27 protein-coding genes and 2 tRNA genes are annotated in these 26,247 nt (G+C 33.1%); 9 read left to right on the top strand and 20 right to left on the bottom strand.

Going from position 1 to position 26,247, the window contains the following annotated elements:
- Positions 1-22: 22 nt before the first annotated feature.
- Positions 23-469, top strand: a complete 447-nt coding sequence (locus CAI20_RS01550; protein ID WP_019236790.1) for a HesB/IscA family protein — start codon at positions 23-25, stop codon at positions 467-469.
- Between the two features lie 26 nt (positions 470-495).
- On the top strand, positions 496-1,170 hold the full coding sequence (locus tag CAI20_RS01545; protein WP_019236789.1) for an ABC transporter ATP-binding protein: 675 nt from the start codon (positions 496-498) through the stop codon (positions 1,168-1,170).
- 247 nt (positions 1,171-1,417) lie between these two features.
- On the opposite strand, the gene CAI20_RS01535 is transcribed toward CAI20_RS01545, so the two are convergent.
- Positions 1,418-2,116 (bottom strand): alpha/beta hydrolase, encoded by a 699-nt coding sequence (locus CAI20_RS01535; RefSeq protein WP_007302230.1) that lies wholly within the window; start codon positions 2,114-2,116, stop codon positions 1,418-1,420.
- Positions 2,117-2,251: 135 nt separating this feature from the next.
- Here CAI20_RS01535 and CAI20_RS01530 point away from each other — a divergent pair, with 135 nt between their 5' ends.
- The 3 genes from CAI20_RS01530 (at position 2,252) to CAI20_RS01520 (ending at position 4,900) form a co-directional block, all read left to right on the top strand.
- Complete coding sequence (locus CAI20_RS01530) at positions 2,252-3,439, top strand: cysteine desulfurase family protein (protein ID WP_007302229.1); 1,188 nt, start codon at positions 2,252-2,254, stop codon at positions 3,437-3,439.
- A gap of 201 nt (positions 3,440-3,640) precedes the next feature.
- Positions 3,641-4,363 (top strand): Bax inhibitor-1/YccA family protein, encoded by a 723-nt coding sequence (locus tag CAI20_RS01525; RefSeq protein WP_007302228.1) that lies wholly within the window; start codon positions 3,641-3,643, stop codon positions 4,361-4,363.
- Positions 4,364-4,900, top strand: coding sequence for a cytochrome c oxidase assembly protein (locus tag CAI20_RS01520; protein ID WP_010407017.1), 537 nt, complete (start codon positions 4,364-4,366; stop codon positions 4,898-4,900).
- A 44-nt stretch (positions 4,901-4,944) separates the two neighbouring features.
- Here the strand turns inward: CAI20_RS01520 and CAI20_RS01515 are convergent, their stop codons facing one another.
- Entirely contained in the window at positions 4,945-5,646 is a 702-nt protein-coding gene (locus tag CAI20_RS01515; protein ID WP_019236787.1) for an ankyrin repeat domain-containing protein, read from the bottom strand.
- Positions 5,647-5,766: 120 nt separating this feature from the next.
- Here CAI20_RS01515 and CAI20_RS01505 point away from each other — a divergent pair, with 120 nt between their 5' ends.
- Complete coding sequence (locus CAI20_RS01505) at positions 5,767-6,744, top strand: quinone oxidoreductase family protein (protein ID WP_007302226.1); 978 nt, start codon at positions 5,767-5,769, stop codon at positions 6,742-6,744.
- 127 nt (positions 6,745-6,871) lie between these two features.
- Here CAI20_RS01505 and dapA read toward each other — a convergent pair whose 3' ends face one another.
- The 9 genes from dapA to elbB form a co-directional block, all read right to left on the bottom strand.
- Positions 6,872-7,753 carry a 4-hydroxy-tetrahydrodipicolinate synthase gene (gene dapA, locus CAI20_RS01500; RefSeq protein ID WP_012481921.1) on the bottom strand — a complete coding sequence of 294 codons (882 nt, stop codon included), beginning with the start codon at positions 7,751-7,753 and terminating at the stop codon, positions 6,872-6,874.
- A 9-nt stretch (positions 7,754-7,762) separates the two neighbouring features.
- Complete coding sequence (gene ssb, locus CAI20_RS01495; protein WP_149168716.1) at positions 7,763-8,245, bottom strand: single-stranded DNA-binding protein; 483 nt, start codon at positions 8,243-8,245, stop codon at positions 7,763-7,765.
- Positions 8,246-8,313: 68 nt separating this feature from the next.
- Positions 8,314-8,387 (bottom strand) — tRNA-Arg (locus CAI20_RS01490).
- A gap of 12 nt (positions 8,388-8,399) precedes the next feature.
- Positions 8,400-9,188 (bottom strand): hypothetical protein, encoded by a 789-nt coding sequence (locus CAI20_RS01485; protein WP_052264933.1) that lies wholly within the window; start codon positions 9,186-9,188, stop codon positions 8,400-8,402.
- Positions 9,185-9,793, bottom strand: coding sequence for a hypothetical protein (locus tag CAI20_RS01480; RefSeq protein ID WP_007302223.1), 609 nt, complete (start codon positions 9,791-9,793; stop codon positions 9,185-9,187). The genes CAI20_RS01485 and CAI20_RS01480 overlap by 4 nt, the downstream gene beginning before the upstream one ends.
- A 4-nt stretch (positions 9,794-9,797) precedes the next feature.
- Positions 9,798-11,237, bottom strand: a complete 1,440-nt coding sequence (locus CAI20_RS01475; RefSeq protein WP_019236785.1) for a hypothetical protein — start codon at positions 11,235-11,237, stop codon at positions 9,798-9,800.
- 270 nt (positions 11,238-11,507) lie between these two features.
- Positions 11,508-12,434 carry a 4-hydroxy-3-methylbut-2-enyl diphosphate reductase gene (ispH, locus tag CAI20_RS01470; protein ID WP_007302221.1) on the bottom strand — a complete coding sequence of 309 codons (927 nt, stop codon included), beginning with the start codon at positions 12,432-12,434 and terminating at the stop codon, positions 11,508-11,510.
- A 58-nt stretch (positions 12,435-12,492) separates the two neighbouring features.
- Positions 12,493-12,801: a hypothetical protein gene (locus tag CAI20_RS01465; protein ID WP_007302220.1), complete on the bottom strand. Its 309-nt coding sequence runs from the start codon at positions 12,799-12,801 to the stop codon at positions 12,493-12,495.
- Between the two features lie 129 nt (positions 12,802-12,930).
- Entirely contained in the window at positions 12,931-13,629 is a 699-nt protein-coding gene (elbB, locus tag CAI20_RS01460; protein ID WP_007302219.1) for an isoprenoid biosynthesis glyoxalase ElbB, read from the bottom strand.
- Between the two features lie 141 nt (positions 13,630-13,770).
- On the opposite strand from elbB, the gene CAI20_RS01455 reads away from it, so the two are divergent.
- The gene (locus CAI20_RS01455; protein ID WP_149168715.1) at positions 13,771-14,784 is read left to right on the top strand and encodes a hypothetical protein; all 1,014 of its coding nucleotides are present in this window, start codon (positions 13,771-13,773) and stop codon (positions 14,782-14,784) included.
- Between the two features lie 578 nt (positions 14,785-15,362).
- Here CAI20_RS01455 and CAI20_RS01445 read toward each other — a convergent pair.
- The 9 genes from CAI20_RS01445 to CAI20_RS01405 all read right to left on the bottom strand — a co-directional run bounded on the left by CAI20_RS01445 (position 15,363) and on the right by CAI20_RS01405 (position 24,058).
- Complete coding sequence (locus tag CAI20_RS01445; protein ID WP_019236783.1) at positions 15,363-15,914, bottom strand: 5-formyltetrahydrofolate cyclo-ligase; 552 nt, start codon at positions 15,912-15,914, stop codon at positions 15,363-15,365.
- Positions 15,898-16,527: a ferredoxin reductase domain-containing protein gene (locus tag CAI20_RS01440; protein WP_007302215.1), complete on the bottom strand. Its 630-nt coding sequence runs from the start codon at positions 16,525-16,527 to the stop codon at positions 15,898-15,900. Before CAI20_RS01440 ends, CAI20_RS01445 begins: the two co-directional genes overlap by 17 nt.
- A gap of 33 nt (positions 16,528-16,560) precedes the next feature.
- Entirely contained in the window at positions 16,561-17,688 is a 1,128-nt protein-coding gene (locus CAI20_RS01435) for a SurA N-terminal domain-containing protein (protein ID WP_012481918.1), read from the bottom strand.
- Between the two features lie 118 nt (positions 17,689-17,806).
- Positions 17,807-17,897 (bottom strand) — tRNA-Ser (locus CAI20_RS01430).
- A gap of 330 nt (positions 17,898-18,227) precedes the next feature.
- On the bottom strand, positions 18,228-18,734 hold the full coding sequence (gene ppa, locus CAI20_RS01425; RefSeq protein WP_019236780.1) for an inorganic diphosphatase: 507 nt from the start codon (positions 18,732-18,734) through the stop codon (positions 18,228-18,230).
- An 80-nt stretch (positions 18,735-18,814) separates the two neighbouring features.
- The gene (locus CAI20_RS01420; protein ID WP_149168714.1) at positions 18,815-20,113 is read right to left on the bottom strand and encodes a WD1261 family protein; all 1,299 of its coding nucleotides are present in this window, start codon (positions 20,111-20,113) and stop codon (positions 18,815-18,817) included.
- A gap of 112 nt (positions 20,114-20,225) precedes the next feature.
- Complete coding sequence (gene mnmA, locus CAI20_RS01415; protein ID WP_149168713.1) at positions 20,226-21,332, bottom strand: tRNA 2-thiouridine(34) synthase MnmA; 1,107 nt, start codon at positions 21,330-21,332, stop codon at positions 20,226-20,228.
- 219 nt (positions 21,333-21,551) lie between these two features.
- Positions 21,552-22,619: a rod shape-determining protein gene (locus tag CAI20_RS01410; RefSeq protein ID WP_007302210.1), complete on the bottom strand. Its 1,068-nt coding sequence runs from the start codon at positions 22,617-22,619 to the stop codon at positions 21,552-21,554.
- A gap of 20 nt (positions 22,620-22,639) precedes the next feature.
- Entirely contained in the window at positions 22,640-24,058 is a 1,419-nt protein-coding gene (locus tag CAI20_RS01405; RefSeq protein ID WP_007302209.1) for a gluzincin family metallopeptidase, read from the bottom strand.
- A gap of 274 nt (positions 24,059-24,332) precedes the next feature.
- Here CAI20_RS01405 and CAI20_RS01400 point away from each other — a divergent pair, with 274 nt between their 5' ends.
- Complete coding sequence (locus CAI20_RS01400; protein WP_007302208.1) at positions 24,333-24,812, top strand: OmpA family protein; 480 nt, start codon at positions 24,333-24,335, stop codon at positions 24,810-24,812.
- A 142-nt stretch (positions 24,813-24,954) separates the two neighbouring features.
- Positions 24,955-26,247, top strand: a complete 1,293-nt coding sequence (gene tilS, locus CAI20_RS01395) for a tRNA lysidine(34) synthetase TilS (RefSeq protein WP_149168712.1) — start codon at positions 24,955-24,957, stop codon at positions 26,245-26,247.

The following is a 26,247-nucleotide window of genomic DNA, read 5'->3' as shown; positions in this document are numbered from 1 at the left end:
TCAATAATGAACGGTGGTTGTTATGTCAACAGATTACAATATTAGCTTAACTGACAATGCATTAAGGAAAATCCACTCCCTTGTAGAACAGGAAGGAGATGAGAGTTCTGTTTTGCGGGTTGCAGTTTCAGGTGGTGGATGCTCTGGCTTCAAGTATAATTTTCTTATGGATCAAATAAATAAGAAGATGTCTTTGGGTGACGATTTTGACGATGATGAAGACGACGATTTTGACGATGACGAAGATAGCGAGGATTATAGAAGCCACTCCAGTTTTAGTGAAAAAGGTAAAGATATAGTAATTAATGATGAGAATGGAAACCCTGTGTTAATGGTTGATAATTGTTCAGCGAAATTTTTAAATAATTCAACTATAGATTATACTGAAGATCTAAGTGGTTCTGGTTTTCAAATCAAGAATGCTCTCGCTAAGTCTCGATGTGGGTGTGGTAACAGTTTCTCGGTCTAATTCTCCCTCCTGGATCTTTTTATAATATGGACAGTGATGTAGCACTAGAGCTAGCTTCTGTGAGTAAGAGCTTCAAAAAAAGTCCTGCTATTGTAGAAGATATCAATCTGAGTCTTACAAGAGGGCAAGTAGTTGCATTGATCGGCAGTTCAGGATCAGGAAAAACAACTATATTGCAAATTGCAGGCCTATTGGATAAGCCAACTTTAGGTGTAGTGACAATAGATGGAGTAAATTGTACGCAAGCCAGCAATAAATATAAAACTCATGTAAGAAGAAATTTTCTTAGCTTTGTTTATCAATTTCACTATTTATTACAAGAGTTATCAGTGTTGGAAAACGTTATGCTTCCTCAGCTTATTGCAAGAAGAAGCAAAGCTGAAGCAAAAAAAAAATCGCAAGCAATATTGGAAAAATTTGGTTTGGAAAGTAAAGCAAGTAGTATGGTATCTGAAATTTCTGGTGGAGAAAGGCAGAGGGTTGCAATTGCAAGAAGCATTGTAAACTCTCCAAAGCTTTTACTTGCAGATGAGCCAACGGGAAATTTAGACCCAACAAATTCTTTGAATGTATTTTTGCTGTTACATTCATATGTAAAGGAAAATAACAGCTCTATGCTTATAGTAACACACAACTATATCCTTGCAGAAAAAGCAGATCACATTTTTCAGTTAAAAAACCGATCATTAGTAAAGCTGTAAATGGAAGAAACAAGTACAATACAAAGCTACCTATAACTTGTACTTATTTAACCAATGGTCATTAACGGAGTATAATTCGCATGAAATGCTTTCATTATTTTTTATACACGGACTCTTTAACTTACGCTGTTTACTTAGAAAGCATCCTGACAGCATAAACATTGCTAAAACGAGAAATAATAATTGCCTAAACATAACAAGACTTTTTTTATTTATATTAATACGTTCATTTCTCTCATTTGTAAAGTTAGGCATATTCTTTTACCCTTATCTCTTTTTTAACTTTTTTGGAGGAAGTGACTGCACTGTTTAAGCGTAGTTTTATATAATTATCTATAATTTGAGCTACTTCCTCTTCTTTATCCCTTAAAAAGTGGTTAGTATCGTCTACTATATGGTATTCCATATGGTTATTTTTTACCGAATTTATTAACCTTTGTGCTAATTCTGTTACATCGCTTTCTTCTGAAATTGTATCATTATTACTTTGTATTATAAGTCCAGGAACTGGGCAAGGAGAGAGAAAAGAGAAATCGTACTTAGTTGCTGGAAGAGAAAGGGCAACAAAACTTACTATCTCTGGACGGCGCATTGTCAACTGCATAGCTACCCATGCTCCAAAAGAAAAACCGACTATCCAAATTGGAACGTTGTTAGAGTTATGCTCCTGAAGCCAATCAATAGCTACTGCAGCATCAGTTAATTCTCCTATACCCTTATCAAAAGTTCCGGTAGATTTTCCGACACCACGAAAATTAATTGTCAATGCAGAAAAGTTATTATCGATAAAAGATTCATATATAGTATGTATAATCTTACTATCCATACTACCACCATATTGAGGGTGATGATGTAAAATTAGCACAACTGGTGCATTGGTATCTTTGCTTTGATGATATCTACCTTCTATCTTTTTTGTTGCATTATTTAAAAAGACTTCTACCATGATTGCTCCTAATAAAAACCTGTTTTGACAGGGCTTGATAATGTAAATTATTTATTAATTATGTATTAATTTCACTGTTTTTGCAATAAATTTTTTATCGTGTTAAAGTTAACATACATAATTGGTTAATGGTAAGTGACAAATAAGCCTGTGAGTTTATTCTCTCTGGAAGAAAGTAGTTGCGTGTATGCTGATTATAATGCAACTGCTCCAGTGAGTAAAAATGTAAAAAAAAGTATACTTGAGATTTTGTCAAAACAAACACTAAATCCATCATCTCTGCATAAAAGAGGACAAGAAGCGAGGAAGATTCTTAAAGAGGTAAGAGATAACGTACGTGATGCTCTTAGCATTCCAGATGATAAAGAAATAGTTTTTACGTCTGGTGCAACTGAAGCAAACAACCTCGTCATGAGAGGAATGAAAGGCTATCTGCATGTAATTTCAGCTACAGAGCATCCTTCAATTCTTAATTCTGCATGTAATCCACATATAATACCCGTTAATCAAGAGGGTATTGTTGACTTTTTAGAGCTAGAGAAAATTCTAAGCGAACTTGAAGGGAATAAAGTAATAATTTCAGTGATGATGGCTAATAACGAAACTGGAGTTATCCAGCCTGTTAAGGAAATAGCTAAAATAGCACATAAATTCGGGGCAATCTGTCACACTGACGCTGCTCAAAGTGTTGGGAAAATCAAAGTAAATATGGAAGATTTAGGAGTGGATTTACTTACTTTATCTGCTCACAAATTTGGTGGTATAGCAGGTAGTGGAGTTTTAATATTTGACAAAAAGCTTGTAATAGAACCTACTATAATAGGTGGTGGGCAAGAAAGAGGATTGCGTGGTGGTACAGAAAACATTGTTGCAATTGCAGGTCTTTCTGCTGCATTGCAAAACATTCCAGATCTTCTATCAAAAATGAATGAAGTGGAGAAGCTGCGTGATCAATTGGAGTGTGAATTATTAAGTCTTGTCAGTGATATCAAGATCTTTGGCAGAAATTCTGAAAGATTGCCAAATACAAGTTTTATTTATATGCCGAGGGTAAAGAATGATCTGCAGCTCATGCATTTTGACTTAAATAATATTGCAGTCAGCAATGGTTCTGCATGCTCTTCTGGAAAAGTTGGGCCTTCTCATGTTTTGCTTGCAATGGGAGCAACAAAAGAGCAAGCAGAATGTTCAATTAGAATCAGTATAGGTCCGGAGGTTAAACCGCGAGACATAGAAAAAATAGTGGATTGTTGGTATAGTATCTATAAGAAGAATGCTTTAGTAAATGCAAAAACTACTTTCACCATTCCCCTTAAATCATGATAGAGGGAATGGTGAAAGTAATTTCTATTGCCAGAGGTTGTTATAATAGTTAAATGCTGCTGAAAACCGATTTGCTTATAGTTATGGAAGAAATTCTCTAATTGCATACCACACCATTCAATTGTAGTATGTCATTTTATACTTGATAAAAACGCTGTATTGTATTATAATATATCATCAAGAGATAATAAGGAGTTACATATGTCTTATATGAAAAACGAACAGGATATTCGCTCTCAGGGCGTTTATTATAGTGCTGGACTCAGGAGTTACCTAACTAAAGTATACAATTATATGGCTTTAGCTTTAGGTGTTACAGGGCTTGTTGCGTTTTTAACAGTGTTTTCTGGTCTTTTCCAGGTGATTTATTCCAATCCTGTTCTATCGCTTGTGGTAATGCTATCTCCAGTTGCATTGGTGTTTTATATGTCTTTTAGGCTTCAACACCTAAGTGCTCAGTCAACACTTACTGTATTTTTTCTATTCTCAGTTTTAATGGGAATTTCTTTATCTCATATTTTTATAATTTATACTGCAGAAAATATAGCGAGAGCATTTTTCATTACATCGATCATGTTTGGTTCTATGGCTTTATATGGTAATACTACAAAAAAAGATCTTACCAGCATGGGTTCTTTTTTGATTATGGGAATCTGGGGGTTAATCATTGCATCTATAGTTAATCTGTTTCTTGGAAGCAGTCCTCTCTATTTTGCAATATCGTTTGTATCAGTGATAGTGTTTACTTTAATGACCGCATACGATGCTCAGAGAATCAAAGATGTTTATTATAGATATAATGATGGCTCAGAAGTTGCAACTACTAAGCTGGCAATACTTGGTGCAACTAATCTTTACTTTGACTTCATCAATATATTCCTCAATTTACTCAGGTTACTTAACTTGTTCAACAATAAGGATTAGATGATTTCCTTTTTAAGGGGAAACAATAAAAGTTCTATAGTTTTCCTCCTAATATCTTTAGTGGTATTGATGCTGTGTCTTGCATATGCTTCAGTACCGTTGTATAGCATCTTTTGTAAAGCTACTGGATATGGTGGCACAACGAGAAAAGTAACTAATGCAACAATAAATGCAACTGACCAAAAAATCAGGGTTCACCTTAATGCTGATATAATATCAGGTCTGCCTTGGGAATTTAAATCAGAAACTAACTACATCGATACAAATATAGGGCAACAAAGTTTAGTATTTTATTATGCAAAAAATTTATCTGATCAGCCTTCTTTTGGAATGGCAGTGTATAATGTCACACCTTTTAAAGCAGGTAAATATTTCAATAAAGTTGCATGCTTTTGTTTTGAAGAGCAAATGCTGCTACCAAAACAAAAAGCGGCTATGCCCGTATCCTTTTACGTAGACCCTGAAATAATGCGTGACAATAGTACAAAAGATTTAAGTGAAATAACACTATCATATACGTTTTTTAAGCTTAAATAACAAACCTTTTCCTATTGTAATCCGAACAAGGTTGTACGATACATCTATTGAATTGAGCAGGAGCTCTTATTTGCTTTTTGCACACTGACTACTTGTGTTTCAGTGTTCGTTGTTGCTAATTCCCATCCTTCATTATTTGCTTCACAAGCATTCCAACATTGAGCCAACTCCTTATTATTTTTTACAGAATCTGGTATTTCTATGTTGGGTTTTTTTTCTAATGTATGCTCAATTAGAATTTTACAGCAATCCTTGGATTTCGTTGACTTATCTCTACCATATAATTTAGCAACATAGTCTAAAGCGGTATTTCCACCATAGTTTTCATTTGGGTTATCATTTACTCCCGCTTTTATGAGAGCTTTTAATATATCTGGAGAACGAGCCAAAACGCAGGCATGTAAATATCCTTTTTCATTTTGCACATTAGCTCCTGCTTTTATTAAAACTTGCGCTAAATTTGTTAAAGTGTATAATTTATAATTAATGGCAATAGAAAAAAGACTATCTATTGGAAAGCCATCATAATCTTTCAAGTCAAATTGGTGATTAATATCAAATCCTTTTTTTTCCCAAGAAGTATATAAATATTTACAATAATCTCTTTTTTTATCTGATTTTTGTATTCTATATTCTAACCTTTCTTTTATTTTTTTTATTACATTGTTAACATCCAAATCATTATCTTCATCCACTTTGCACAACACATTGAATAAAACACCATAAAGCCAAATTTCTCTGTTCATGATAATTTGTGCCTCAAAACTATTAACAATACGCTTATGTAGTGTATAAACTCTAAATAACATTTTGCAAAAATATTAATTGCTAGATAACATAATTAAAGTTTTTGTCTTACATTTATCATGGTTAGAGCTATACAAATTAAAAAAACTGGGGGGCCAGAAGTATTAGAATTTGTAGATAAGAGCATAGGTGAGCCAAAAGATGAGGAAGTCTTAATACGTCATACAACTATCGGCTTAAATCGTTATGATTTAGAACACAGAAAAGGTACACGCAAAATTAAAGATCTGCCATCAGTACTTGGAGTAGAGGCAGTAGGAGTTGTTGAAAAGCTTGGTAAAAAAATTAGTGATGGACTTAAGGTTGGAGATAGAGTTGGATATTGCACAGCTCCTCCAGGGGCATATTGTGAAAAGCGCATTGTACACCAGAAATATTTGATAAAAATTCCGAATGATATACCTGATGAAGTTGCTGCTGCAGTATTGTTTAAAGGTATGACAGCTCACTATTTAGTTAATCAATCTTATAAAATCAGGCCTGGTGCTTTTGTACTAGTTCATGGAGCTAATGGTGGTTTGGGGCAAATAATATGCCAATGGGCAAAGGATAAAAAAGGTATAGTGATAGGTTCTATAAGCTCTGACGAAAAAATGAAGATAGCTTTACAAAGTGGCTGCACATACGCAATAAACTACAATGATAAAGACTTCGTTTCTAAAATCATGGAGATTACGAAAAATAGAGGAGTAGGTGCAGTGTATGACCCTATAGGTTACGCTACAAGCAAGCTCTCTTTTGAATCTTTAGGTAAGTTTGGCATATATGTTTCCTATGGGCAGATATCAGGTAATGCTCCTATTAATTTCTCTTTACTTAGTTCGCGTTCGTTATTTGCAGCTGGAACTTCGATATATCACTACAAGCACAATAGACTTACGTTAGTGCTTACTGCAATGGAAATTTTTGAAATGATAAGAAAAAAACTTTTAATTGTACGAATTAATAAAAAATATAAATTTGATGAAATAATAGAGGCTCATCGTGACATGGAAAATAGAAAAGTAAGTGGGCTAAATATTATCAAAGTTTCTTAAATAACTTAGTAACCTAAAATAATTATTCATTAAGTCATATCAACAAGAATTTCACATGGTTAGTTTTCTTATAACAAGTTAGTTTATTTGATGCAGGTGTAGAAGTTGATGATGTGTGTTCCTAGCTTTAGCTATTAGTCAATTCTTTCCATCCAAGAATCATTTTATTAGCTTGCCTCAATGTTTCAATAGAAGGCAAGTCTTCTGTGCTTAGTGGTAGACGAACAGTTTTGTGTTCTATAAGCCCAATGTCATGCAAGAGTGCTTTAGTAGGTATTGGATTGCTGGCAGTAAATAGAGTTTTGCAAGCTTGTTGCCAACTGTCTGCCTGAGGGTTCTCGCCACTCATGCATTGCTTAACATATTCATGTACTACACTTGGCCAAACATTGGCAGCAACAGAAACCAGACCAGCCGCACCCTTAGCAGCCATATCGGGTATCATATTATCATCTCCGCAAAAGACCTCAATATTTGGTGCAACTTTCTTATACTGAGTTAAAGTATCAACGGTGCCACTTGAATCTTTGATAGCCCAAAATTTTTCGTGGCTGGATAAGTTGCGTACAGTTTCAGCGTGAAGACTCACTCCTGCTCTTGATGGAATATTGTAAAGCATGGCTGGCACATGTGCTTTTTCAAGCAGCTTTTCAAACCATAAAGTTTGCCCCATGATTCCAGGCTTTGCATAAATGGGAGTTGTCATTAGATAGCCATGAATAGGCATACCCTTGCAAAAATCAAGCCATTCAAGAGTCTGATATAGATTCACTCCTGGTACACCAATTATAATTTTCGTATTTAATTTTAGCTCACATACAAATTCAACTAATGTGCGCTTTTCAGAATCAGTAAGTGATAAGCTTTCACCTGTGCTACCTAGCAACACTACACCATTTTCAGTTTCAGCTTGCATTGTTAGTAAACGCTGCAAGCTTTGGTAATCTATACTATCTCCACTGCAATTAAAAGGAGTAACACAAGCAGTCCATAAAAATGTAGATTTCAATTGAAGTTATTAAAATGGTATTTCATCATCGATTAGTTCGTCTTTTATATCGTTGTCAAAACTTCCGTGTTTATCTTTTTGTTCTGTTTCATTTTGTTTGTATTCACTTGGCTTGTAATCAGAGTTTGACATACTGTTTCGTGAATCTAAAAGGGTAAGGACACTATTAAAGTTATATAGCACCACCTCTGTCGTATACCTTTCGCTACCATTTTGGTCAGTCCATTTTCTAGTTCTCAGAGAACCTTCAACGTAAACTTTACTACCTTTGCGCGCAAAATCCTTAACAATTTTTACTAATCCTTCACTAAAAATTACAATATTATGCCATTCTGTCTTTTCAGAGCGCGTACCAGAAAATTTGTCAGTCCAACTTTCAGACGTGGCTATTGAAAAACTTGCCATCTCTTTTCCATTTTGTGTAGTCCTAATTTCAGGATCTTTTCCTAGATTACCAACTAATATGACTTTATTTATAGTACCACTAGACATAATTATGCTTTAAAATAAATCTCTTTATTATCTTATGTGAGAGTATTATTGTCAAATTTAATTAAAAACGCGCTTGGAGGGATTCGAACCCGCGACCTTTGCCTCCGGAGGGCAACGCTCTATCCAACTGAGCTACAAGCGCAGATGTATTAGATTATTTAATAGATAAACTATCTAAATCAAATTTTTGTTCTGGATAAAGCGTAAACATAATACCTCCATGTCCAAAATGTACATTTTTAGAATTGCTTATCCGTTCTTTTGTTATCTTTTGGTTTACAGCCCATGAAAAAGTTACATAATTTTCAGTTACTGAGTGCACTTTTAAATCCTTAGTATTTATAAACAACTTTCCATTTACCCATATTTTCCATGTATCGGGGGAAAAGTATAAAATTGAATCTAAACTGACTACTTTACAATTGAAATTTTCTTCCTCTGTAACTCCTGAAGACTGTAAGTTAAACTTTTCCATCTCACTAACTATTCTATTAACCTGCTCTTCATCAAAAAAAATGCTTTTTATGCTACCATATTGCGATAAAGTACTCTCTGCTGCCTCTTTTATTATATCGTCTCGATCTATATAATAATTGTTGATAAAAAAACACTCCTTCGCACGCAAATTTGCTATATCAATGAAGTCATTTATTTCTTGATTTCCAACTTTTAAAATACTTTTTAAGTACTTCTTTTCTATAATCATTCCATCATTAGAATGATGACAGACCATTTCATCATTGCCTTGTCTTTCTATATATACACATAAATTTTCACTATTTAACCCTAATATTTTATGCTCAATAAAATCTTCATTACTAATATGCTGTTGGCAAGAATATTTTTTACAAATCCCTATATTTTCTACAAGATCTTCGCAATTGCAATATGCACTAACATTAAAAAACAGCAGCGTAAAAATAAAAAACAACTTTATATTCATCTACTTAATATGGTATACCAATCAAAAACTATACTAGCTCTCACTATCTCTATCATATTACCACTTAAAATCTGGTTTATAACTTTAGCATCTATATTTCTCTGCTTATTCAAGGTAAGAGATCTGATCATAACATAACCAGGAAGATTTGGAATAGACTGTAGAAATAAAAAAATATGCTTATCGCTAATTGAGCTTAAACTTAGAACCACTTCACTTCTTATTACTTTTGTATGTTCACTTTTATTGTGGAGTTCAGCTTCTTCAGGTATAGAAATTGATATTTCAGGTTCTAACATGTAGTGTTTTTTATATAGCTTGTTAAGCTCAAAATTTAAATTTGTAATGTATCTGCTACTATGTAAATTTGAAGAAGAAATTCTTTTCCATAAATCTAGGTTTTTATTTAGAACGACTTCTTTCTTTTGAATTTCAATGATCTGTAAATTAATAGAGCGTATTTCTTCAGCTGCAGTTTGATTTTTATTATAAACCTTTTTGTTATAGATAATAAAACACGTTGATAACCCTATTAATACAACAGATAACAATAAGTAATATATGCACTGAATTGTAGCTTTTCTTTTTAGTTGAGAGATAGTCATCAATCTACATTGCCTCTCCTATTTCAACATCAATAGATAGATTTTTCTCTTTAGTAGTAGGTAAGCTAGAAATACTAATATCATGAGTACGGAAATTATCGTTTAAATTTTTCTGTAGTTTCTCGTATTGATAAGAAATGTCTTTACCAGATTGAAAATTAAACCTTAAAGTTGTGGTAATATAACTTTTTGCCTCATTATAATTCCACTCAAATAATTGAAGCTCTACATCTGGTACTTTTAGCTTTTCTACATACTTAACTTGTGTGAGAGGAGAGTACTCTATTTTTGATAAAATATTATTGATATTAATAAAATCGTAAACTTCATCTATCTTTTTTACATTATAGCTTTGGCTAAGTTTTATTAGTTTGTTATTTAAAGCACTCCGCTTTGCAGATAAATTATCAGCAATATTAAAATTCGAATACAAATTCCGCAAACAAAAGGTGTTAATTACAATTAAAGTCAAAAGGAGGTATAGAAAAATCCGAGGAGAGTTTAAATAAAGGTAATTGAATAGATAAAATTCTTTAGTTTCTTTTGTATTAAAAACATCTGTTGGCTTATTCTTAAAGCTGTGAAACAAAATTGTAGTATCACAAAAGCTATCTTTTTCGCTTATAGCTAATTCTGCCCCCAATAGTTTACCCAGCTCATATGGAGTCAATATGTTCACACTATTCTCTGAAAAATTTATAACTGATAAACTAGATTTAATAGCTTCTGATACTATAATGCAGAGGTCGACAGGGTCATTTTTTTCAAATCCAAACTTAGTTAAAGATTGAATTGTATTTTTCACTTCCTGATATATTTCACCAGCAATGATTCCTGGTAAATTATCATTAGTAAATGGTATTAAACGTGTAAATATCATTTTGTTCTCTTTAAGAACCACTTGTCTATAGCCACCTGTTTTAGTTGCAGCAACTATAATTTTCCAGTTACTAGGATCTTTGTGTAGAATCTTTTTTGCTATACTGACTAGTTCTATAGGAAACATTAATATTCCTTTAAAGTTAGAGCCTATTTCAACAAACACGTCCAACCAATATTCTATTAAATGATTTGCTTTTGATGAAACAAATAGATACCACCAGTTTTGATTAAATTTATTCGGCTTTTCGACCAAGAGAATAGAATTTATATCGTTATTATGAGCAAAATGCTCTACTTTTGTTTTTGCTGATAGATAAGCACTAATCCTATTTACTCTTGGGATAGACTGTAGCAAATAGTTCTGATCAGTGTGATTGAGAACCAGATATAAGGGTGCTTTTTTATCTGATGAAAGACATGAAATTAAGTCAGAAACAGCTTTATTATTTTTGTCCTTAGCAAAATATCTTTTATTTAAAGTATCATTTTTAAAATATAGTAACATTGTGCCTTCTTTTCCTATAGAAAGCATAAACTTACTTTTGGGTTTTGACCCAAACATATTAACAAAGTGTATACTCATCTAGAATTAAAAAGGTAATTTATTGAAATTCATTAAACATTAGATGACAATATTACTTATATTATAAGTTTTTGATAAAATTAGTAGTAATATTAACCCTTTTGTATGATGAAGGTTTTTTATATTTGTGCTAGACACAACTTAACCTGACAAACGAGGATTAATTATATCTCAGCTTGATATTTTATTCTCCAACAGACTGAAAATTGAATTAAGCTAAAGACTTGATTTGACGCACGTTGTTGCACATTACCATTTAGTATACTTGAACTGAACATTTTCAGTGAATCCATCTGGCATGACTGAAACTTTTGTATTCATATTTATTTTTAAGTAATTTACTAGCTCATCAACTAATATATCAGGAGCAGAAGCACCTGCAGTAATTCCTATTTTTTCTGCGCCCTGCAACCAATTTTTGTTCATACATTTATAATTATCAATCAAATAGGCTCTTTTTCCTGTGGAAATGCACAGGTCTAATAAACGGTTTGAATTTGAACTGTTTTTGCTTCCTACAATTAACACTACGTCTGTAATTTTAGCCAATTTTTTAACAGCGTTCTGCCTATTTTGTGTTGCATAGCATATATCTTTTAAGTCGGGGCCTGTAATGCTTGGAAATCTGAGCTTCAGTGTAGCAATAATTTCTTTGGTATCGTCAATACTTAACGTGGTTTGTGTTACATAAGATAAATTATCTGGATCTTTGATTTGTAAATTGTATACGTCTTGCATAGTTTGCACTAGAGATATAGGATTACTTACTCTTCCTATAATTCCTTTAACTTCTGGATGATTTTCATGTCCAATTAGAATTAATTCTTTACCACTATCCTCATACCTTTTTGCCTCTTTATGTACTTTGCTAACTAATGGACATGTTGCATCAATCACTTGAACACCCTTTCTTTTTGCCTCATCCTCTATACTTTTCGACACTCCATGTGCACTGAAGATCAATATTCCTCTATTGTCTTTAATGTCTTCTATGCTGCTTACAAAAACCACTCCTTGTTTCTTAAAGCCCTCTACTATATATTTATTATGAACGATTTCGTGTAGTACATAAACTTGGCGTTCATTTTTGTATTTCTCTAAAGTGATTGCTAATATGTCTACAGCTCTTTTAACACCTGCACAGAAACCGCGTGGTTCAGCTAAGATAATCTCCATTTTTTAAGTAAGTATGTAAACATTGCTAAAAAGTAAGCTCCGCTCACTATGTTTCATATCATGACTGCTTTACTATAATTTCAAATTTATCATTACCAAGATTCTTATTAATATACCAGGAACCGTCATCTTTAATTACAAATTCGGGACTCTTGAGGTCTCTTTTTATTGTCTTTCCATCTTGGCCATCCATAGCAATATGGATATCGAATGTAACGATGTCTATATTTACCATGGCTTTTTTCCCACTGTGTGAATTTAGACTAAACTTGCCCAACATGACATCATTAATACTCACTTCTCCTGCATAAGTATCACACTGACCATCTACACAACACTCACTTTCAATATAAAAAAGATCTGACATATTTATATCTATAAAAAAAAGAACTAAACTTACATACTAAATATAGCTTATCATTAATAAGCAATTACAGATTACTTTGGCTACAACAATAATGCAACAGACATAATTAATTGTATAAGAAACTACACTTTAGAGAAATGGTTGTTTGGTTTTTTTATTAATTTTTTTCACCATACTGTCAATCATGTGTTTTATTCCTTGATATACAGAGTGTGTACTTTCATCACTACGCATATAAGCAGAGCAGGAAAATATATTATGCTTTTCGTCTTCTATTGATAGCTTTGTATCGCATGTTATATGTTCGCCGCCGAGCTTCTCTATCAACTGGTCTTTGTCGTCTCCTATAGTTACCTTAATCTTACTTTCTTCTTTACCTATTTTGCTACTTAAAATTAAAACAATAATGGCTGGAGATATACATATAGTTCCTATTGGCTTTTTTGCAACAAAGAACTCTGAGACTAATCTTTCAAACTCAGGCATTACTGTTTTATTTTCAGCTAAGTCAGATAAATTTTTCGCAACTCCATATCCACCAGGTACGACTAGCATGTCAAAATTTTCAGCTTTAGCTTCTCTTAGGTCATATATCTCACCTCTTGCGATTCTTGCTGCTTCTACAAGTACATTCCTTTTTTCTTTTACCGCCTCTTTTGTTTTGTGATCCATAACTTGTGTGATATTGATATCAGGTGCAAAACATTTAACATCCACTTCCTGCTGATCAAGCACAAGCAAACTTAAAACTGCTTCTCTCACCTCTGTGCCGTCGAGGTGGCCGCATCCTGATAACACCACAGCAGCTCTTAATTTTTTCTCACCCATAAAATACCTTGATTTCATATAATCTAGGTATTGTAATACAAATTCCATATTTGGAAAGGAGTAATTATTTTATGTCAATTATAATATAATTAATAATTAGTATATATAATTAGGCATATTTATAATTGATGGGAATTGAATATGGTACAAGGTGGTGCATTAGATACTGGTAACAGCGAGTACCTTGCTCAAGGTATATTTGAAATTATTCAAGGAGATAAAGCTTTACAGGAAGAAGCAAGAAAGTTTTTGGATCAAAATGAAGATCTGAAAAATTTAGATTCAATTAAAAAGGCAGACATAATCAGTTTATTAGAAAATGAGAAAAGCGAAAAATTTTTTACAGCTGTGTCAAAAAAATTATCAGGAAGAGAAAAATTCAAAAAACTAGCTGAGCAAGTTGGTAAAAATCTAGTAATGGAGGAAAAACTTGAAGCTTTAGGCAACCAACTGTTAGTTCAAGGAGTTATAAGTGGAGCAGCATTTACAACATTGACAGGTGCATTAGTAGGTACATTAGCAATAGGGGGAGTGGCTGGTGCATTGTTGGGTGGTGGAATAGCGTTGTTAGGGCTTTTAGCAATAGCGGCTATAGCTGCTATTGGTTATGCCATATATCAGCATAGAGATGAAATAAAAGAAAATGCAGATAAAAGTATTGGTAAAGTAAAAGAGGGTGCAATTGAATGCGGAAAAGCAGTGAAAAGTTTTGTGAAAGATGTGATCGATGAATTGACTTGGGAAAAGATTAACTTCTCTAGATTAGAGAAAGAGTTCATTGATGATATGGTATACCCTGAAAACGCTGAAAAATCAAAAGAGGCCCAGAATAAAATAAGGATCATAAAAATGCTTAAAAATGAAGAGCAACGATCTGCTATACAAGAGTTAGTAAAGAATGGAAATATTCAAAATTTTTCAGAAGCTGATATGATCAGACTTCTGGAAAAAGGCCTCAGTACTCATGAGGAAGATATGCAGAAATTGCTAAATTTGATGGAAGATTTTCTACCTGCAATTATGGACAGTGGTAATAATAAAATAGAGAAAGTGGAAAAAATAGTTGGTGATAAAGTTAAACAAATGGAGCCAAATTCTGAAGTGAAGAATCCAAGTTCTGAACGAGTTAGTGAAGAAAGGAAAGGAGTGAATTGATACATTTGAAGAGCGTTTTAATGTATCTGTCTATCTTATTTTGCCACCCTGCTAAGCGGACACAAAAAATTACTTCCGCATATTTTAAATCTCATTATAATGACAATTAGAGATATCTTTAGAGCTCAAAAATTTATCTTTGTCTGCAGACTTTTTCTATTAAACAACAAAAAAATGTAGCGTATCCTCTTCAGCGTATGTGGGTGCACACACACATACTTAATTTCTGTCGTATGTGCACTGCATTTTTTCTAATCTTTTTTTCACAGGGGGATTTTATGTTCAGAATTCCAGATATTTGACCTTTACTTTAGCTAATAAAAACCAACTGGTACCTGCGGTTTTTATAGCTACGTTTCTCAAACAAGTTTCAAATGAATAGATTTCTTGCATAACTGGAATTTAAAAGTTGATGTCATTCTAGCGCGTGACACTAGAATCCAGTCCTTTTGTGCAAAAAACGTTGTAAAGTAACTTAGTTGGATCCCAGTGTCAGCTACTCTGATGACAAGACAGGTTTCAATATTTGCATGCATCTAAACAGATAAGCAATTACTATCAGAAAGAGGTAGACTATGCTACTCCTTTCTATCCGTTTTCTTGAGCAACCTGCTTTCAAGTCTAACACACATCTCAGTAATTATAATATCCAATTTTTGATCGTGTTTTTCCACAGGTAAATTTTTACAATATTGCTTCTCATAGGCTACACCTATAAATATTTTTCCAAGTGGCCGTAATTTTTTTATCATTTCATCATACCAACCACCGCCAAAACCTAACCTATTAAAATGATCATCAAAAGCAATAACAGGAGTAATGATTGTATCGGGGATTATATCTTCATCTGCTTTATTCCATTCCTCAAATTTTAATAACTTGTTTTTATTAGGGACTGCTACTTTATAATCTAAATCGAGTAAACGATGCATCAAAGGCACAACATTAATTTCTCCGTCTGTTGGAATGTACGCTGCTATTGTTTTACCTTTAACGTAGCTTAAGTTCTGATTAAAGAGATTAATAAGGGAACTTGCTGCATAACTGGAATAACTTTCATCAACATCTTTTCTTATGGTTCTATATTGCTTCCTTAGTTCCTCTTTGTGCTGTTTAGTGTCTTTGAACATGTTCTATCCATTTTGCAGTGAGCTTTTCTTGTAAACTATTTTGCTTCAAGCGCTCACTTAAAAAATCAAAGTCAACAAGCTCCATATCCTGGTCTTGATTACTGCAACTATAAACAAAACTTATTTCTCCTGTTTCCTTATTTATGTGTTGCTGAATACATTGAGCGCAGATTTCTTTCATCATGCACTGCATAGGAGAGTTAACTGATGATATTGCTATGTGTTTTGGTTTTAGATATGGCTTTAAAATTGTTTTTCTAGCTTCATTTATAGCTTTCATCATTTTATCAGAACCAATAGTGATGATTTTATCTATAGTGTTTAAATTAATAGTAATTTTACCTAACTTTCCTTGCTGATATGAGATTATTGCATCAACTATATTACCATGAAAGGATTTATCCTGTTCTCTGCTTGTTTCTATCAATCCTTCTTCACATGCCCAAATTACTGCACTTGATGCACGTTCTATCAGTGCTCGTTTAAATACATCACTTAATTTTTTATAGCCAGCGAAATATAAAACCTTATGATTGTTTTCAAGACATGCCTTCCCTATCGAAAATAACACTGCATTTCCAACTCCACCGCCAATGAGCATTATATTCTTCATAAACTTTTTATGGAGTAGAAAACCTCTCTAACTTCAATTAAACTGATAACTAACAGCTGCATTTTTACGCATATTATCCAATAACAGGTTGCTTTGTATCATAATCTTTTGTTGATACATTTCCTGTTTGATTGCTTCTATATCCATTGCATTATTTTTGATATCACATAACATCATCAACTTTGCAGTGCTATTTTCTCTTAATTCTACTATTTCATTCATATTTGTTTTACTAAATAAAATCTGTAAATCAGGATTTAAATTTCGCATTTTTATTTCAAACTCTTTTACGCTTGGCAACTTGAAATCATCTGCTAACTTGTCAAAATTTAAACAACTGACCTTTTGCTCCTTAAAACTAGAGAGTAAACTTTCTGAACCTTCAACTACAACCTGTTTCAGTTTTAAAGTACTTTTCAGCAGTGTATGATCGAGCTGTACCTTATCTATGACTTTTATAACAGAGTAACCTTCGCTTAAACTAACCGGACCTGCTACATCACTGATTTCTAATCCTTCCAAAACGTCCTTGAGTTTACCTTTTAGCTGACTTAAATTAACGGTTGCTTTGCTCATCTTTATTGAAGATTCTGGATTATTACTGGTACGTAATTTTTTTACTAAGTCTTCAGCTATCTTCTGATCGGGAATTATGAACTCCTGAAACGTAATAAGGTAATCAGACTTCTCTTTTTGCTTTCTTGCATCATCCACTTCTTGATCGCTGATATTAATAAGCGGTACAACTCCTACTTCAATAATCTTGTTCCACAGCAGCTGACACTTTATTTGTTTTTTTAGGGTATTGAGATCTATATTATGCTTTTTTACGTATTGATCAACTTCATCAGCCTTAAGTTTTAAACTTTGAGTTAAGAATAACGTGACAGCATTATTTAACTCCTCGTTACTCAATTCTATATTCATCTTCTGTGCTTCGCTGACAATGATAATTTCGTCTATTAACTGTCTTAGAATTTGAGATTTTACCTCTTTTTGATTAATCTTCTGAGTGCCAAGCAATGAATTTATGAAGTTTATACGTCTTTCGATATCTAAATTTGAAATTGGCTCACCATTTACATCTGCAACAATTTCAATCTCAGTTGCAAGTAACCTAAGCGGCAGCATTATTAATATCAAAATTAGTATTTTATGCATATAAAATTATTTAGCTAATAACTAATTCTATAATAAATACTGAATAAACGCTAGCTAACTTTTTAATAATTAAAAAAGAGGGTGAAATTACTGTAATGAATACCTAAACAATAATATACGGAAGGAGAGGGATTCGAACCCTCGATACGACTTTTCAATCGTATAACGGTTTAGCAAACCGCCGCCTTCAGCCGCTCGGCCACCCTTCCAAATTATTACTATAATATCAAGACCTTTACTGCCTGTCTAATGCTTTTAATTGCAATATTTGTATCTGTCCAGATGCATGCAAATATTGAAACCTGTCTTGTCATCAGAGTAGCTGACACTGGGATCCAACCAAGTTACTTTACAACGTTTTTTGTGCGAAAGGACTGGATCCCAGTGTCAAGCACTGGGATGACACCATTTGTTGTAAACTCACTTTTACTCTATGGTTATACTACCTTACCGCTATCCTGAACGGATACCAATATTTACCCATTAAAAACAACAACATTTTTCCGAATAACTGTAATTTAAGGCTAAATCAACGCAAACTAATTTCTACTTTTTTCAATGATTTCTTTTGCTTTTTCCACATTAGCCCATTCTCCAACTGTCACCGTTTTTCCCTTTTCTAAATCTTTATAATGAGAAAAGAAATGAGCTATTTTATCTAGTAAGTTTTTAGATAAATCAGAATAGTTTTTTATATTGTCATAATAGCTATCAACACTGGAGATAGGTACAGCTAATATTTTTTCATCCTCTCCTTTCTCGTCTTTGGTAAGTAATGCACCTACTGGACGCACCGATATCAAAACTCCAGGCGCTAAAGGAAATTGAGTTAGCACCAAAACATCCGCAGGGTCACCATCACCTGCGCAGGTATTTGGTATAAACCCATAATTGCAAGGATAAGTCATTGAGGTAGACAAAAATCTGTCAACTTGTAACAACCCAAGCTCTTTATTAAATTCATACTTTACAGGCTCAGCATTTGCACTTATTTCAATTACTACATTTATTTCATCTGGTTTTGTTGTTACTTTGCTTAAATCCATGGATTACCTCGTTATTCAAGAGAAGATATTATATAGCATACACTTTAAAAGTGCTACATTTATCATTCATAAGTAGAGATTCATGATTGAATAGGACCATTTGCAAAACTGTTAATAGTTGTATCATTGATCGTTGAATGTGGCGGTTCTTGAGGTGATTTTAGTAGTTGAAATAAAGCATATACTATTACGATAGTAAGTACTGCAGCAACTATGAAATTGATGAGATTATTTTGTGGCAAAATATTTGTTATTGAGTTGAATAACTTTTGCTCCATAAAGAAATAATCAGCAGTATATAATCCAATAGACAATATAAACATACCTAAAGCTAATTTACAAAATGTGTTTTTATGATTTTTGTTTTTTTTGTTACTGATACTAGAGTTTAGTCTGCATTCACTTTGTGGCACTGAGTAATACGTATTCTCAGGGTTTGTTACTAATTGTTCAAATGCATCACTATTTTGGTTTTTTAGTAGTTGCTCTAGAGTACGTTTGATATTTTTAGGATATAGAGAATCTTGACTGTCTTGCTCTCTTGCAGCTGTAAATGTCCCGTTCAATTCACTTATACCTCTATAATTAAGTGTATACTTGGTGAATCCATTTCTATACGGTAACTCAATTTTTCTTAATACCTTTATTAACTGTAAGATGTAACTGTAATACAGTGGTGTGTTGATTACTCTAGCTTTCTCATTAATATATTGATTGAGTGATAAAATATCTCCATTTCCAGTACATGTAGAAAATATACTATAACTAGAAAATAGTAATGCTATGTCTTTATCTATTTTTATACTGTGAATCGAGTAATAATGATTTATTACCTCTTTACATAAGCTAAACTCTTTATCAAATTCATTTGCATAGCTTATTTTGAGTAACTTTTTAATATTATTGAGTACTTGTTTCTCAAAGTCATCATTATTGTTAAATAGAGCTTCACCTTTCGGATTTGCTAGAATATTAAAAAGCTTTAGTTTTTTTTGATCTTCTGTCAATTCTACTTGATCTACAATTTCCCTTAGCAGTTTCTTCGAAGTGTCACAAAGAGTAGGTATTTTTTTACTTTCAACTGCAGCATATATTTTATCAATTACTTCTTGAGTATTGAACTGAGCATTTTCTGCAAGAACTCTATAAGCTTGAACATAAATTAAAAACAATCCTTGTAGACTAAATTTTAAGTTAAAATATTTATCTAATGGCTCTTGTTCTTTTTTATTAATGAATTCGAATAGACCTATATGATTTCTGCAATCCATGCAATGATGTAAGTCAGCATGTTGAAAACTGCCCAAACGAATAAATGCGGCTTCTAGTAAATTGCCCTTACCAACAATTTTTATTAACTCTTCAACTTCTTTAACCATCCCTCTAGTCCACAATATAATAATTATCTTTATAGTATAAAGAATATAGGATAAAACAGCAATAAATTTTATTGTATGTTTACATTCTGCATTAAAAAATTAAACCACCAAGTTAGGAGCATATCCAACCTCCACCTATAACTTGTTCGCCCTTATATGCTACACAGGCTTGACCTGGACTGATGCCAAAGTAATCGTCGTTTAAAATTACACAGGCTTTGTTCTTTTCGTCAGTTGAATATATTGTCGCTGAGCTTCCTGCATGTGATGACCTGAGCTTCACAGTTACTTCCATGCCTTCTTTTGGTTGTTCTAACCAATTTAACTCTTTGACCAATATCTTTTTTTGCATTAGAGCATTGATCGGCCCGACTATAACCTCATTATTTTCTGTATTAATTTTTATCACATAAAGAGGTTCATTGTGTGCGATACCGAGGCCTCTTCTTTGGCCCACTGTAAAATTTACTATGCCACTGTGCTCACCTAACACTCTTCCGTTAATGTCCACTATTTTGCCTTTCTGTACAGATCGTGGAGCTAGTTTAGCTATTGTTTTGCTATAGCTTTCGGAAACGAAACATATGTCTTGGCTGTCTGGTTTTTCAGAAATTTGCAAACTAAAATACTTTGCTAGTTTTCTTATATCACTTTTATAGAACCCACCGAGTGGAAATCGCAAAAGCTTTAACTGCTCCTCAGTAGTTGCAAACAAAAAATAACTTTGATCTTTACTTTTATCAATACTTCTGCACAACTTTACCTCACCATTTTCTTCTAATCTTCTTACGTAATGTCCTGTTACGAGCACATCCGCACCAAGATTTTTTGTAACTTGCAATAGATCGCGAAATTTTACTGTTTGGTTACACCTTACGCACGGTATGGGAGTTTCTCCACGCATATAGGTATTTGCAAAATCCTCTATTACTTCCTTTTTGAATATTTCCTCGTAGTTTAAAATATAGTGGGGAAAGCCAACACTTTCAGCCACGTATTTGGCATCATAAATATCCTGTCCAGCGCAGCATGCACCCTTTCTCGCATTACCATCACTGCCATAGAGCTGAAGAGTCACACCTATCACTTCGTACCCAAGGTTATACAGCAGTGCTGCAGCAACGGAGCTATCAACTCCCCCGGACATTGCAACAATAGCCTTAGTTTGATGCGGAGCTTTATCTTTTAATAAAGGTTCAATTTCAAATTCTTTTAGCATATAATTTATAAACACAAACCTGTGTCAAGCACTGGAATCCAGTTTCTATTACACAATTTCATCGAAACAGCATACTTATTTGTAGTCAAGTTCCAGTGTCAAGCGCTGGGATGACACCCCTTCCTGCTGGAAGTTGCCTTTAAATTACTTGGTGCGTGATACTGGGATCTCATTTATATTACATAATTCCATCAAAACAATTCGATCTTCAAAAACAATTTAATCTTGCTTGAATAAAACATGGCCAAAATAGTCCATGTTTTCAAGTACTTTTCCGCTACCCAGGGCAACACAACAAAGTGGATCATCTGCAACACGAACTGGTAATTTTGTTGTTTCACTAATAACTTTACTCAAGTTGCGCAATAACCCACCTCCACCAGATAAAATTATTCCTCTATCAACTATATCAGAAGAAAGTTCGGGTGGAGTACTCTCCAGTGCAGTTCTAATAGCAGAAATTATCTGATGTACAGGCTCTATTAGGCTCTCTGCAACTTGATATTCTGATAAAAGCATTTCTTTTGGCATACCACTCACTAAATCCCTGCCTTTAATTATCATTCCCTCTTTGTTGTTTTCAACTGGCAGACTGGCTGAACCGACGTTTTTCTTAATTTTTTCAGCAGTTGTTTCGCCAATCAATAACTTATGATTTTCACGAATGTATGACTTTATTGCCTCATCCATAATATCACCACCTACTCTGGCAGAACGTGAATAAACAATTCCACCTAAAGAAATAATTGCAACTTCAGTTGTACCACCTCCTATGTCAACAATCATAGAACCTTCAGGTTCGGTAACTGGAAGTCCAGCCCCAATTGCTGCAGCCATTGGTTCTTCAATTAAGAATACTTCATTTGCACCAGCACTTTCTGCTGCATCTTGTATAGCACGCCTTTCAACTGGGGTAGATCCAGATGGAACACATATGATAATACTAGGCTTATTAACAGTGAATCTTGTGTTTGCGCTGCGTATGAAATATTTTAACATTTCTTCCGCGCTTTTAAAATCAGCAATAACTCCGTCTTTCAAGGGCCTTATCGCTTCTATTTCTCCAGGTGTTTTTCCGAGCATCATCTTAGCTTTTTTGCCAAAAGCATAAGGAACGTAACTTCCTTTTTCTTTTACTCTTGCTACAACTGAGGGTTCATCAAGCACTATCCCCTGACTTTTCTGATAAACTAAAGTATTTGCAGTACCAAGATCTATAGCAATATCGCTAGCAAATAAACCTTTGAAAGTAAAAAAATTTCTGATTAAATTCTGAACAAAACTCATACACAACTCAAGAAAACCATTTATTGAGACAAATTATACTTTTCAGATAAGTAACTAGTGTAGCACTCAATATCTAAATCCCTACCTGTTACCTTTTTTAGCTGTTCCAAAAAGCCATAATTTGCACTATATACATTTTTAGAGAACCAATCGATAAGTAAACTGAAATCTCCTTTTACTATAGAATCTAAAAATTCGTAATGATTTTTCTTAATGAAAGAAAAAAACTGCACAGCAGCGATTAACGCTATGACTTTAATAGGAAAGTAGCCTATAACACCACTTATCCAATACTCATCTTGAAAATAAGTGTCTAGCTCATTTTTAGCTTTTACTGAAATCTTGTAATGCTTCATACCTTCCAGCCATTTATCGTGTAGATCTTTAACTTCTAACGTACCATTTATTAGATCTTGTTCTAATTTAGTTCTTAGCATAATGTGAGCCAATAAACTAAATTCATCCGCATTCTTCAAAAAAGATGAAAGATTTACTTTATTGAAAATCAAATACAAATTTTCAACACTACTATTAATTTTGCCTTTTGTAGAAAGTTTCTCCTTTATGTGTGGTTGAATGAACTCAATAAATTCTCTCGATGTTCCAATGATCTTTTCCATGAATAACCCTTGAGTTTCATACATAATATGTTTTGTAATTGAGCTCTTTATAGAATTTTGCGCTAAACATTTTTGATGAATTGCATAACCAGTATGCCGTAAAAGTAAAAATAAACCATAACAAAGGTCAGATTCATCATAATCGATAGAATCGTAATAAGAAATGGAAATCTCATTTGGTGTAACACTCATTTGCTGTAAGAATAAGGAACCAAGTTCAATCTGTCTCTGAACCGTAACTTTTTGTATATTAGTAACCTTATCCTTCTTCTGCTTTTGAGTTACTTTCTCTACATTTTCACTAAAAAATTTACCTAGCTTAGGAAATATTTCCTTTATGTTCTTTTCTGTGATATTAGAGTCATAGTCAGCAAGCAATGACTCATAGTTTGAGCGCTTTAATTGCTGCGATTTTATAGAAGCTGCTTCACGAGTAAGCTTAATTAGGTTAGTAAAGCATTCTTTCAGCTTTTCTAAGTTACTAATTTCAGAATTAGTTAGCCTCCATAAGTTTTGGCATTCAATCTTAGCTTTGGACAAAGATTTTACTAAATCAACAGGAATAGCACTGCTGCTTTTGTGTATCCCCTCTATTAACTTTAGCTGCTGAATATTAGCACTCTTTTTATTCCTAAGAGCATTCGCTAATGATTCCTTTATTGCATCATGAGAGATAATTTCATGTCTGATTTCCTCTAGAAGACACATTTGTTCAACTTTGTCCTCTACATTCAATTGGCTTTTGCTTAGTAGTTTTAGTGTGTTTTCGATATTCCTTACCTTATGTAATACTTCCTCTAAAAACTTATAAGATCTCATTTTTATTCATTGCTTTGAAACATCTGCTTAATATCGTAATAGATTAATAATAAAGTTAAAAGTATATTTGCTTAAAGTACAATAAAAAATTGTATTTTTATTCTTTTATTGTACTTCATTGCTAAGAATTGAGCATCTTATCAGAAAATTAATTATAAGATTGTAAAGAAAACATTTAGTATTTTATTTCCCTTGACTCTATTCTAGTATAGAGGGATTATTAGTACTAAAATTAAAATTACGCACTATATTTTAAATTTATGGAGGTTTAGTGATGTGGAGTAGACTGATTATAATGTGTTGTTTTTGTTTACTGCTTACTGGTGTAAGTTCTTGCCCTAAAAAAGGAGTAAATACGACAAATAAAATGAATGCTGTTGTTAAGCAGATAGGTGATAAAAGAGTTTTCTTTGGTTATGATGAATCTAGTATCAGTGAAGTGAGTGCAGATGCATTACTTGACGTGATGGAAGTGTTACAAAATAATCCTGACGCAAAGGTCACTTTAACTGGTCATACTGACAATCGTGGTTCTCACGAGTATAATCTTGCACTAGGAGCTAGAAGAGCAGATGCAGCTAAAAAATTTATGGTCAGCTGTACACCTTATCTAGAAAATAGAATAAAAACTGCTTCTAAAGGTGAAACTGAGCCTTTGGTTAATGTAAAAGATGATTCTAGAAATTCTAAATATGAAAAAGAGCATGCTAAAAATCGTAGAGTGGAATTTTCATTTTCTGGAATAAAGAAGTAGTTTCTTGCATTAAAACCTGGATCCCAGTGTCAAGCACTGGGATGACAAAAGAGAGCAATTCCGCTGCTTGTTAGCGGGATCTATATATACCACAAATAAGTCGCTGTATGACGTAGAGACTATCTGGCCATCAAGAAACATAATGAAATTAGAGTTATTATTTCAAAATATAGCTAATAGTTTTGCTTTCCATAACCAAATCGCAGTTGCAGTATCAGGTGGTGTAGATAGTATAGTCTTACTGCATTTAATGACTAACTGGGCAAAAAAAAACAAGCTTTCACTTCCTATAGCATTAACAGTAAATCATGGGTTACGTTCAGAGTCTCAAAAAGAAGCTGATTTTGTTATAAGTTATGCAAAAGAACTTGGAGCAAAGGAATCGTTCATATTAAATTGGGAGAAGCAAAATATTAAAGGTAATATTCAGTTACAGGCACGAAAAGCACGATATAAGTTACTAGCAGAGTGGTGTAAAAACAATAATGTTAAATGTTTGCTCGTTGCTCATCACAAAGATGATCAAGCAGAAACGTTCTTATTAAGATTGGAGCGAGGTAGTGGAGTAGATGGATTATCATCAATGGATTACAAATCTTTCTTAAATGGTATTTATATATTTAGGCCGTTGTTAAATTTTAGTCGTAGTGAAATAGAAAAGTACGCTAATCTTCACCGGTTAAAATGGATCGAAGATAGAAGCAATTATGACTTAAAATACAGACGAACTTTATACCGTAACTTACTTAAAGCAAGTGACAATCAAGAGATTTTAACAGAGCGAATATGCCTCACAGCCCTTCATATGAAAAGAGCTGCAAAAGCGTTGATGCACTACACACGCCTTGCACTTAATGACTGCGTTAATATTCATGATCTTGGTTATATTGAAATTAAACTAGATGAACTTTATAAACTGCCAGAGGAAATAGCTTTAAGACTTCTTCTTTATTCTATAATGGCAATTGTCAACAAGCACTATAAACCAAGGTACCGTAGCCTTATCGCAATATTTAATAGAATATTGCAACAAAATAGTGATGTTAATTGCACACTCTATGGATGCAAAATAAGAAAATATGGAGAAAGTATTCTGATAATGAGAGAATCGTCAAAGATACAGGAAATTACTGTACACTTACCATTAAATGGTTCTATTGAATGGGATAACAGGTTTAGCTGCACAATATTTGGAGATCAGGAGTGTTCAGTAACTATTGCTCCACTAAAGAAAACACAAAAAATCCCTGAATTTCTAAAAAATTATGATTATTGCTCTGAAGTTTACTATTCTTTGCCTACAGTACAAAAAGATGGAAAGATGCTTGCTTATCCTGATGTAAATTATAACGGAAAAAATACCGATGATGATAAGGTTCGATTCATTATTAATAGCACGATAAAACAAAATTTGGTAAGCTTGATTAGTATTTAA

The sequence above is a fragment of the Wolbachia endosymbiont of Chrysomya megacephala genome (assembly GCF_008245065.1).
Lineage (GTDB): Bacteria > Pseudomonadota > Alphaproteobacteria > Rickettsiales > Anaplasmataceae > Wolbachia.
The sequence above is the reverse complement of the archived record's forward strand: the minus strand, read 5'-3'. Positions and strand labels throughout refer to the sequence as shown.

Excerpts from the sequence above, each read along its gene's own strand:
- CAI20_RS01550 (WP_019236790.1), top strand. The coding sequence starts at position 23 with ATGTCAACAGATTACAATATTAGCTTAACTGACAATGCATTAAGGAAA.
- CAI20_RS01545 (WP_019236789.1), top strand. The coding sequence starts at position 496 with ATGGACAGTGATGTAGCACTAGAGCTAGCTTCTGTGAGTAAGAGCTTC.
- CAI20_RS01535 (WP_007302230.1), bottom strand. The coding sequence starts at position 2,116 with ATGGTAGAAGTCTTTTTAAATAATGCAACAAAAAAGATAGAAGGTAGA.
- CAI20_RS01525 (WP_007302228.1), top strand. The coding sequence starts at position 3,641 with ATGTCTTATATGAAAAACGAACAGGATATTCGCTCTCAGGGCGTTTAT.
- CAI20_RS01520 (WP_010407017.1), top strand. The coding sequence starts at position 4,364 with ATGATTTCCTTTTTAAGGGGAAACAATAAAAGTTCTATAGTTTTCCTC.
- CAI20_RS01515 (WP_019236787.1), bottom strand. The coding sequence starts at position 5,646 with ATGAACAGAGAAATTTGGCTTTATGGTGTTTTATTCAATGTGTTGTGC.
- CAI20_RS01505 (WP_007302226.1), top strand. The coding sequence starts at position 5,767 with ATGGTTAGAGCTATACAAATTAAAAAAACTGGGGGGCCAGAAGTATTA.
- ssb (WP_149168716.1), bottom strand. The coding sequence starts at position 8,245 with ATGTCTAGTGGTACTATAAATAAAGTCATATTAGTTGGTAATCTAGGA.
- CAI20_RS01485 (WP_052264933.1), bottom strand. The coding sequence starts at position 9,188 with ATGAATATAAAGTTGTTTTTTATTTTTACGCTGCTGTTTTTTAATGTT.
- CAI20_RS01480 (WP_007302223.1), bottom strand. The coding sequence starts at position 9,793 with ATGACTATCTCTCAACTAAAAAGAAAAGCTACAATTCAGTGCATATAT.
- CAI20_RS01475 (WP_019236785.1), bottom strand. The coding sequence starts at position 11,237 with ATGTTTGGGTCAAAACCCAAAAGTAAGTTTATGCTTTCTATAGGAAAA.
- ispH (WP_007302221.1), bottom strand. The coding sequence starts at position 12,434 with ATGGAGATTATCTTAGCTGAACCACGCGGTTTCTGTGCAGGTGTTAAA.
- CAI20_RS01465 (WP_007302220.1), bottom strand. The coding sequence starts at position 12,801 with ATGTCAGATCTTTTTTATATTGAAAGTGAGTGTTGTGTAGATGGTCAG.
- elbB (WP_007302219.1), bottom strand. The coding sequence starts at position 13,629 with ATGGGTGAGAAAAAATTAAGAGCTGCTGTGGTGTTATCAGGATGCGGC.
- CAI20_RS01455 (WP_149168715.1), top strand. The coding sequence starts at position 13,771 with ATGGTACAAGGTGGTGCATTAGATACTGGTAACAGCGAGTACCTTGCT.
- CAI20_RS01445 (WP_019236783.1), bottom strand. The coding sequence starts at position 15,914 with ATGTTCAAAGACACTAAACAGCACAAAGAGGAACTAAGGAAGCAATAT.
- CAI20_RS01440 (WP_007302215.1), bottom strand. The coding sequence starts at position 16,527 with ATGAAGAATATAATGCTCATTGGCGGTGGAGTTGGAAATGCAGTGTTA.
- CAI20_RS01435 (WP_012481918.1), bottom strand. The coding sequence starts at position 17,688 with ATGCATAAAATACTAATTTTGATATTAATAATGCTGCCGCTTAGGTTA.
- ppa (WP_019236780.1), bottom strand. The coding sequence starts at position 18,734 with ATGGATTTAAGCAAAGTAACAACAAAACCAGATGAAATAAATGTAGTA.
- CAI20_RS01420 (WP_149168714.1), bottom strand. The coding sequence starts at position 20,113 with ATGGTTAAAGAAGTTGAAGAGTTAATAAAAATTGTTGGTAAGGGCAAT.
- mnmA (WP_149168713.1), bottom strand. The coding sequence starts at position 21,332 with ATGCTAAAAGAATTTGAAATTGAACCTTTATTAAAAGATAAAGCTCCG.
- CAI20_RS01410 (WP_007302210.1), bottom strand. The coding sequence starts at position 22,619 with ATGAGTTTTGTTCAGAATTTAATCAGAAATTTTTTTACTTTCAAAGGT.
- CAI20_RS01405 (WP_007302209.1), bottom strand. The coding sequence starts at position 24,058 with ATGAGATCTTATAAGTTTTTAGAGGAAGTATTACATAAGGTAAGGAAT.
- CAI20_RS01400 (WP_007302208.1), top strand. The coding sequence starts at position 24,333 with ATGTGGAGTAGACTGATTATAATGTGTTGTTTTTGTTTACTGCTTACT.
- tilS (WP_149168712.1), top strand. The coding sequence starts at position 24,955 with ATGAAATTAGAGTTATTATTTCAAAATATAGCTAATAGTTTTGCTTTC.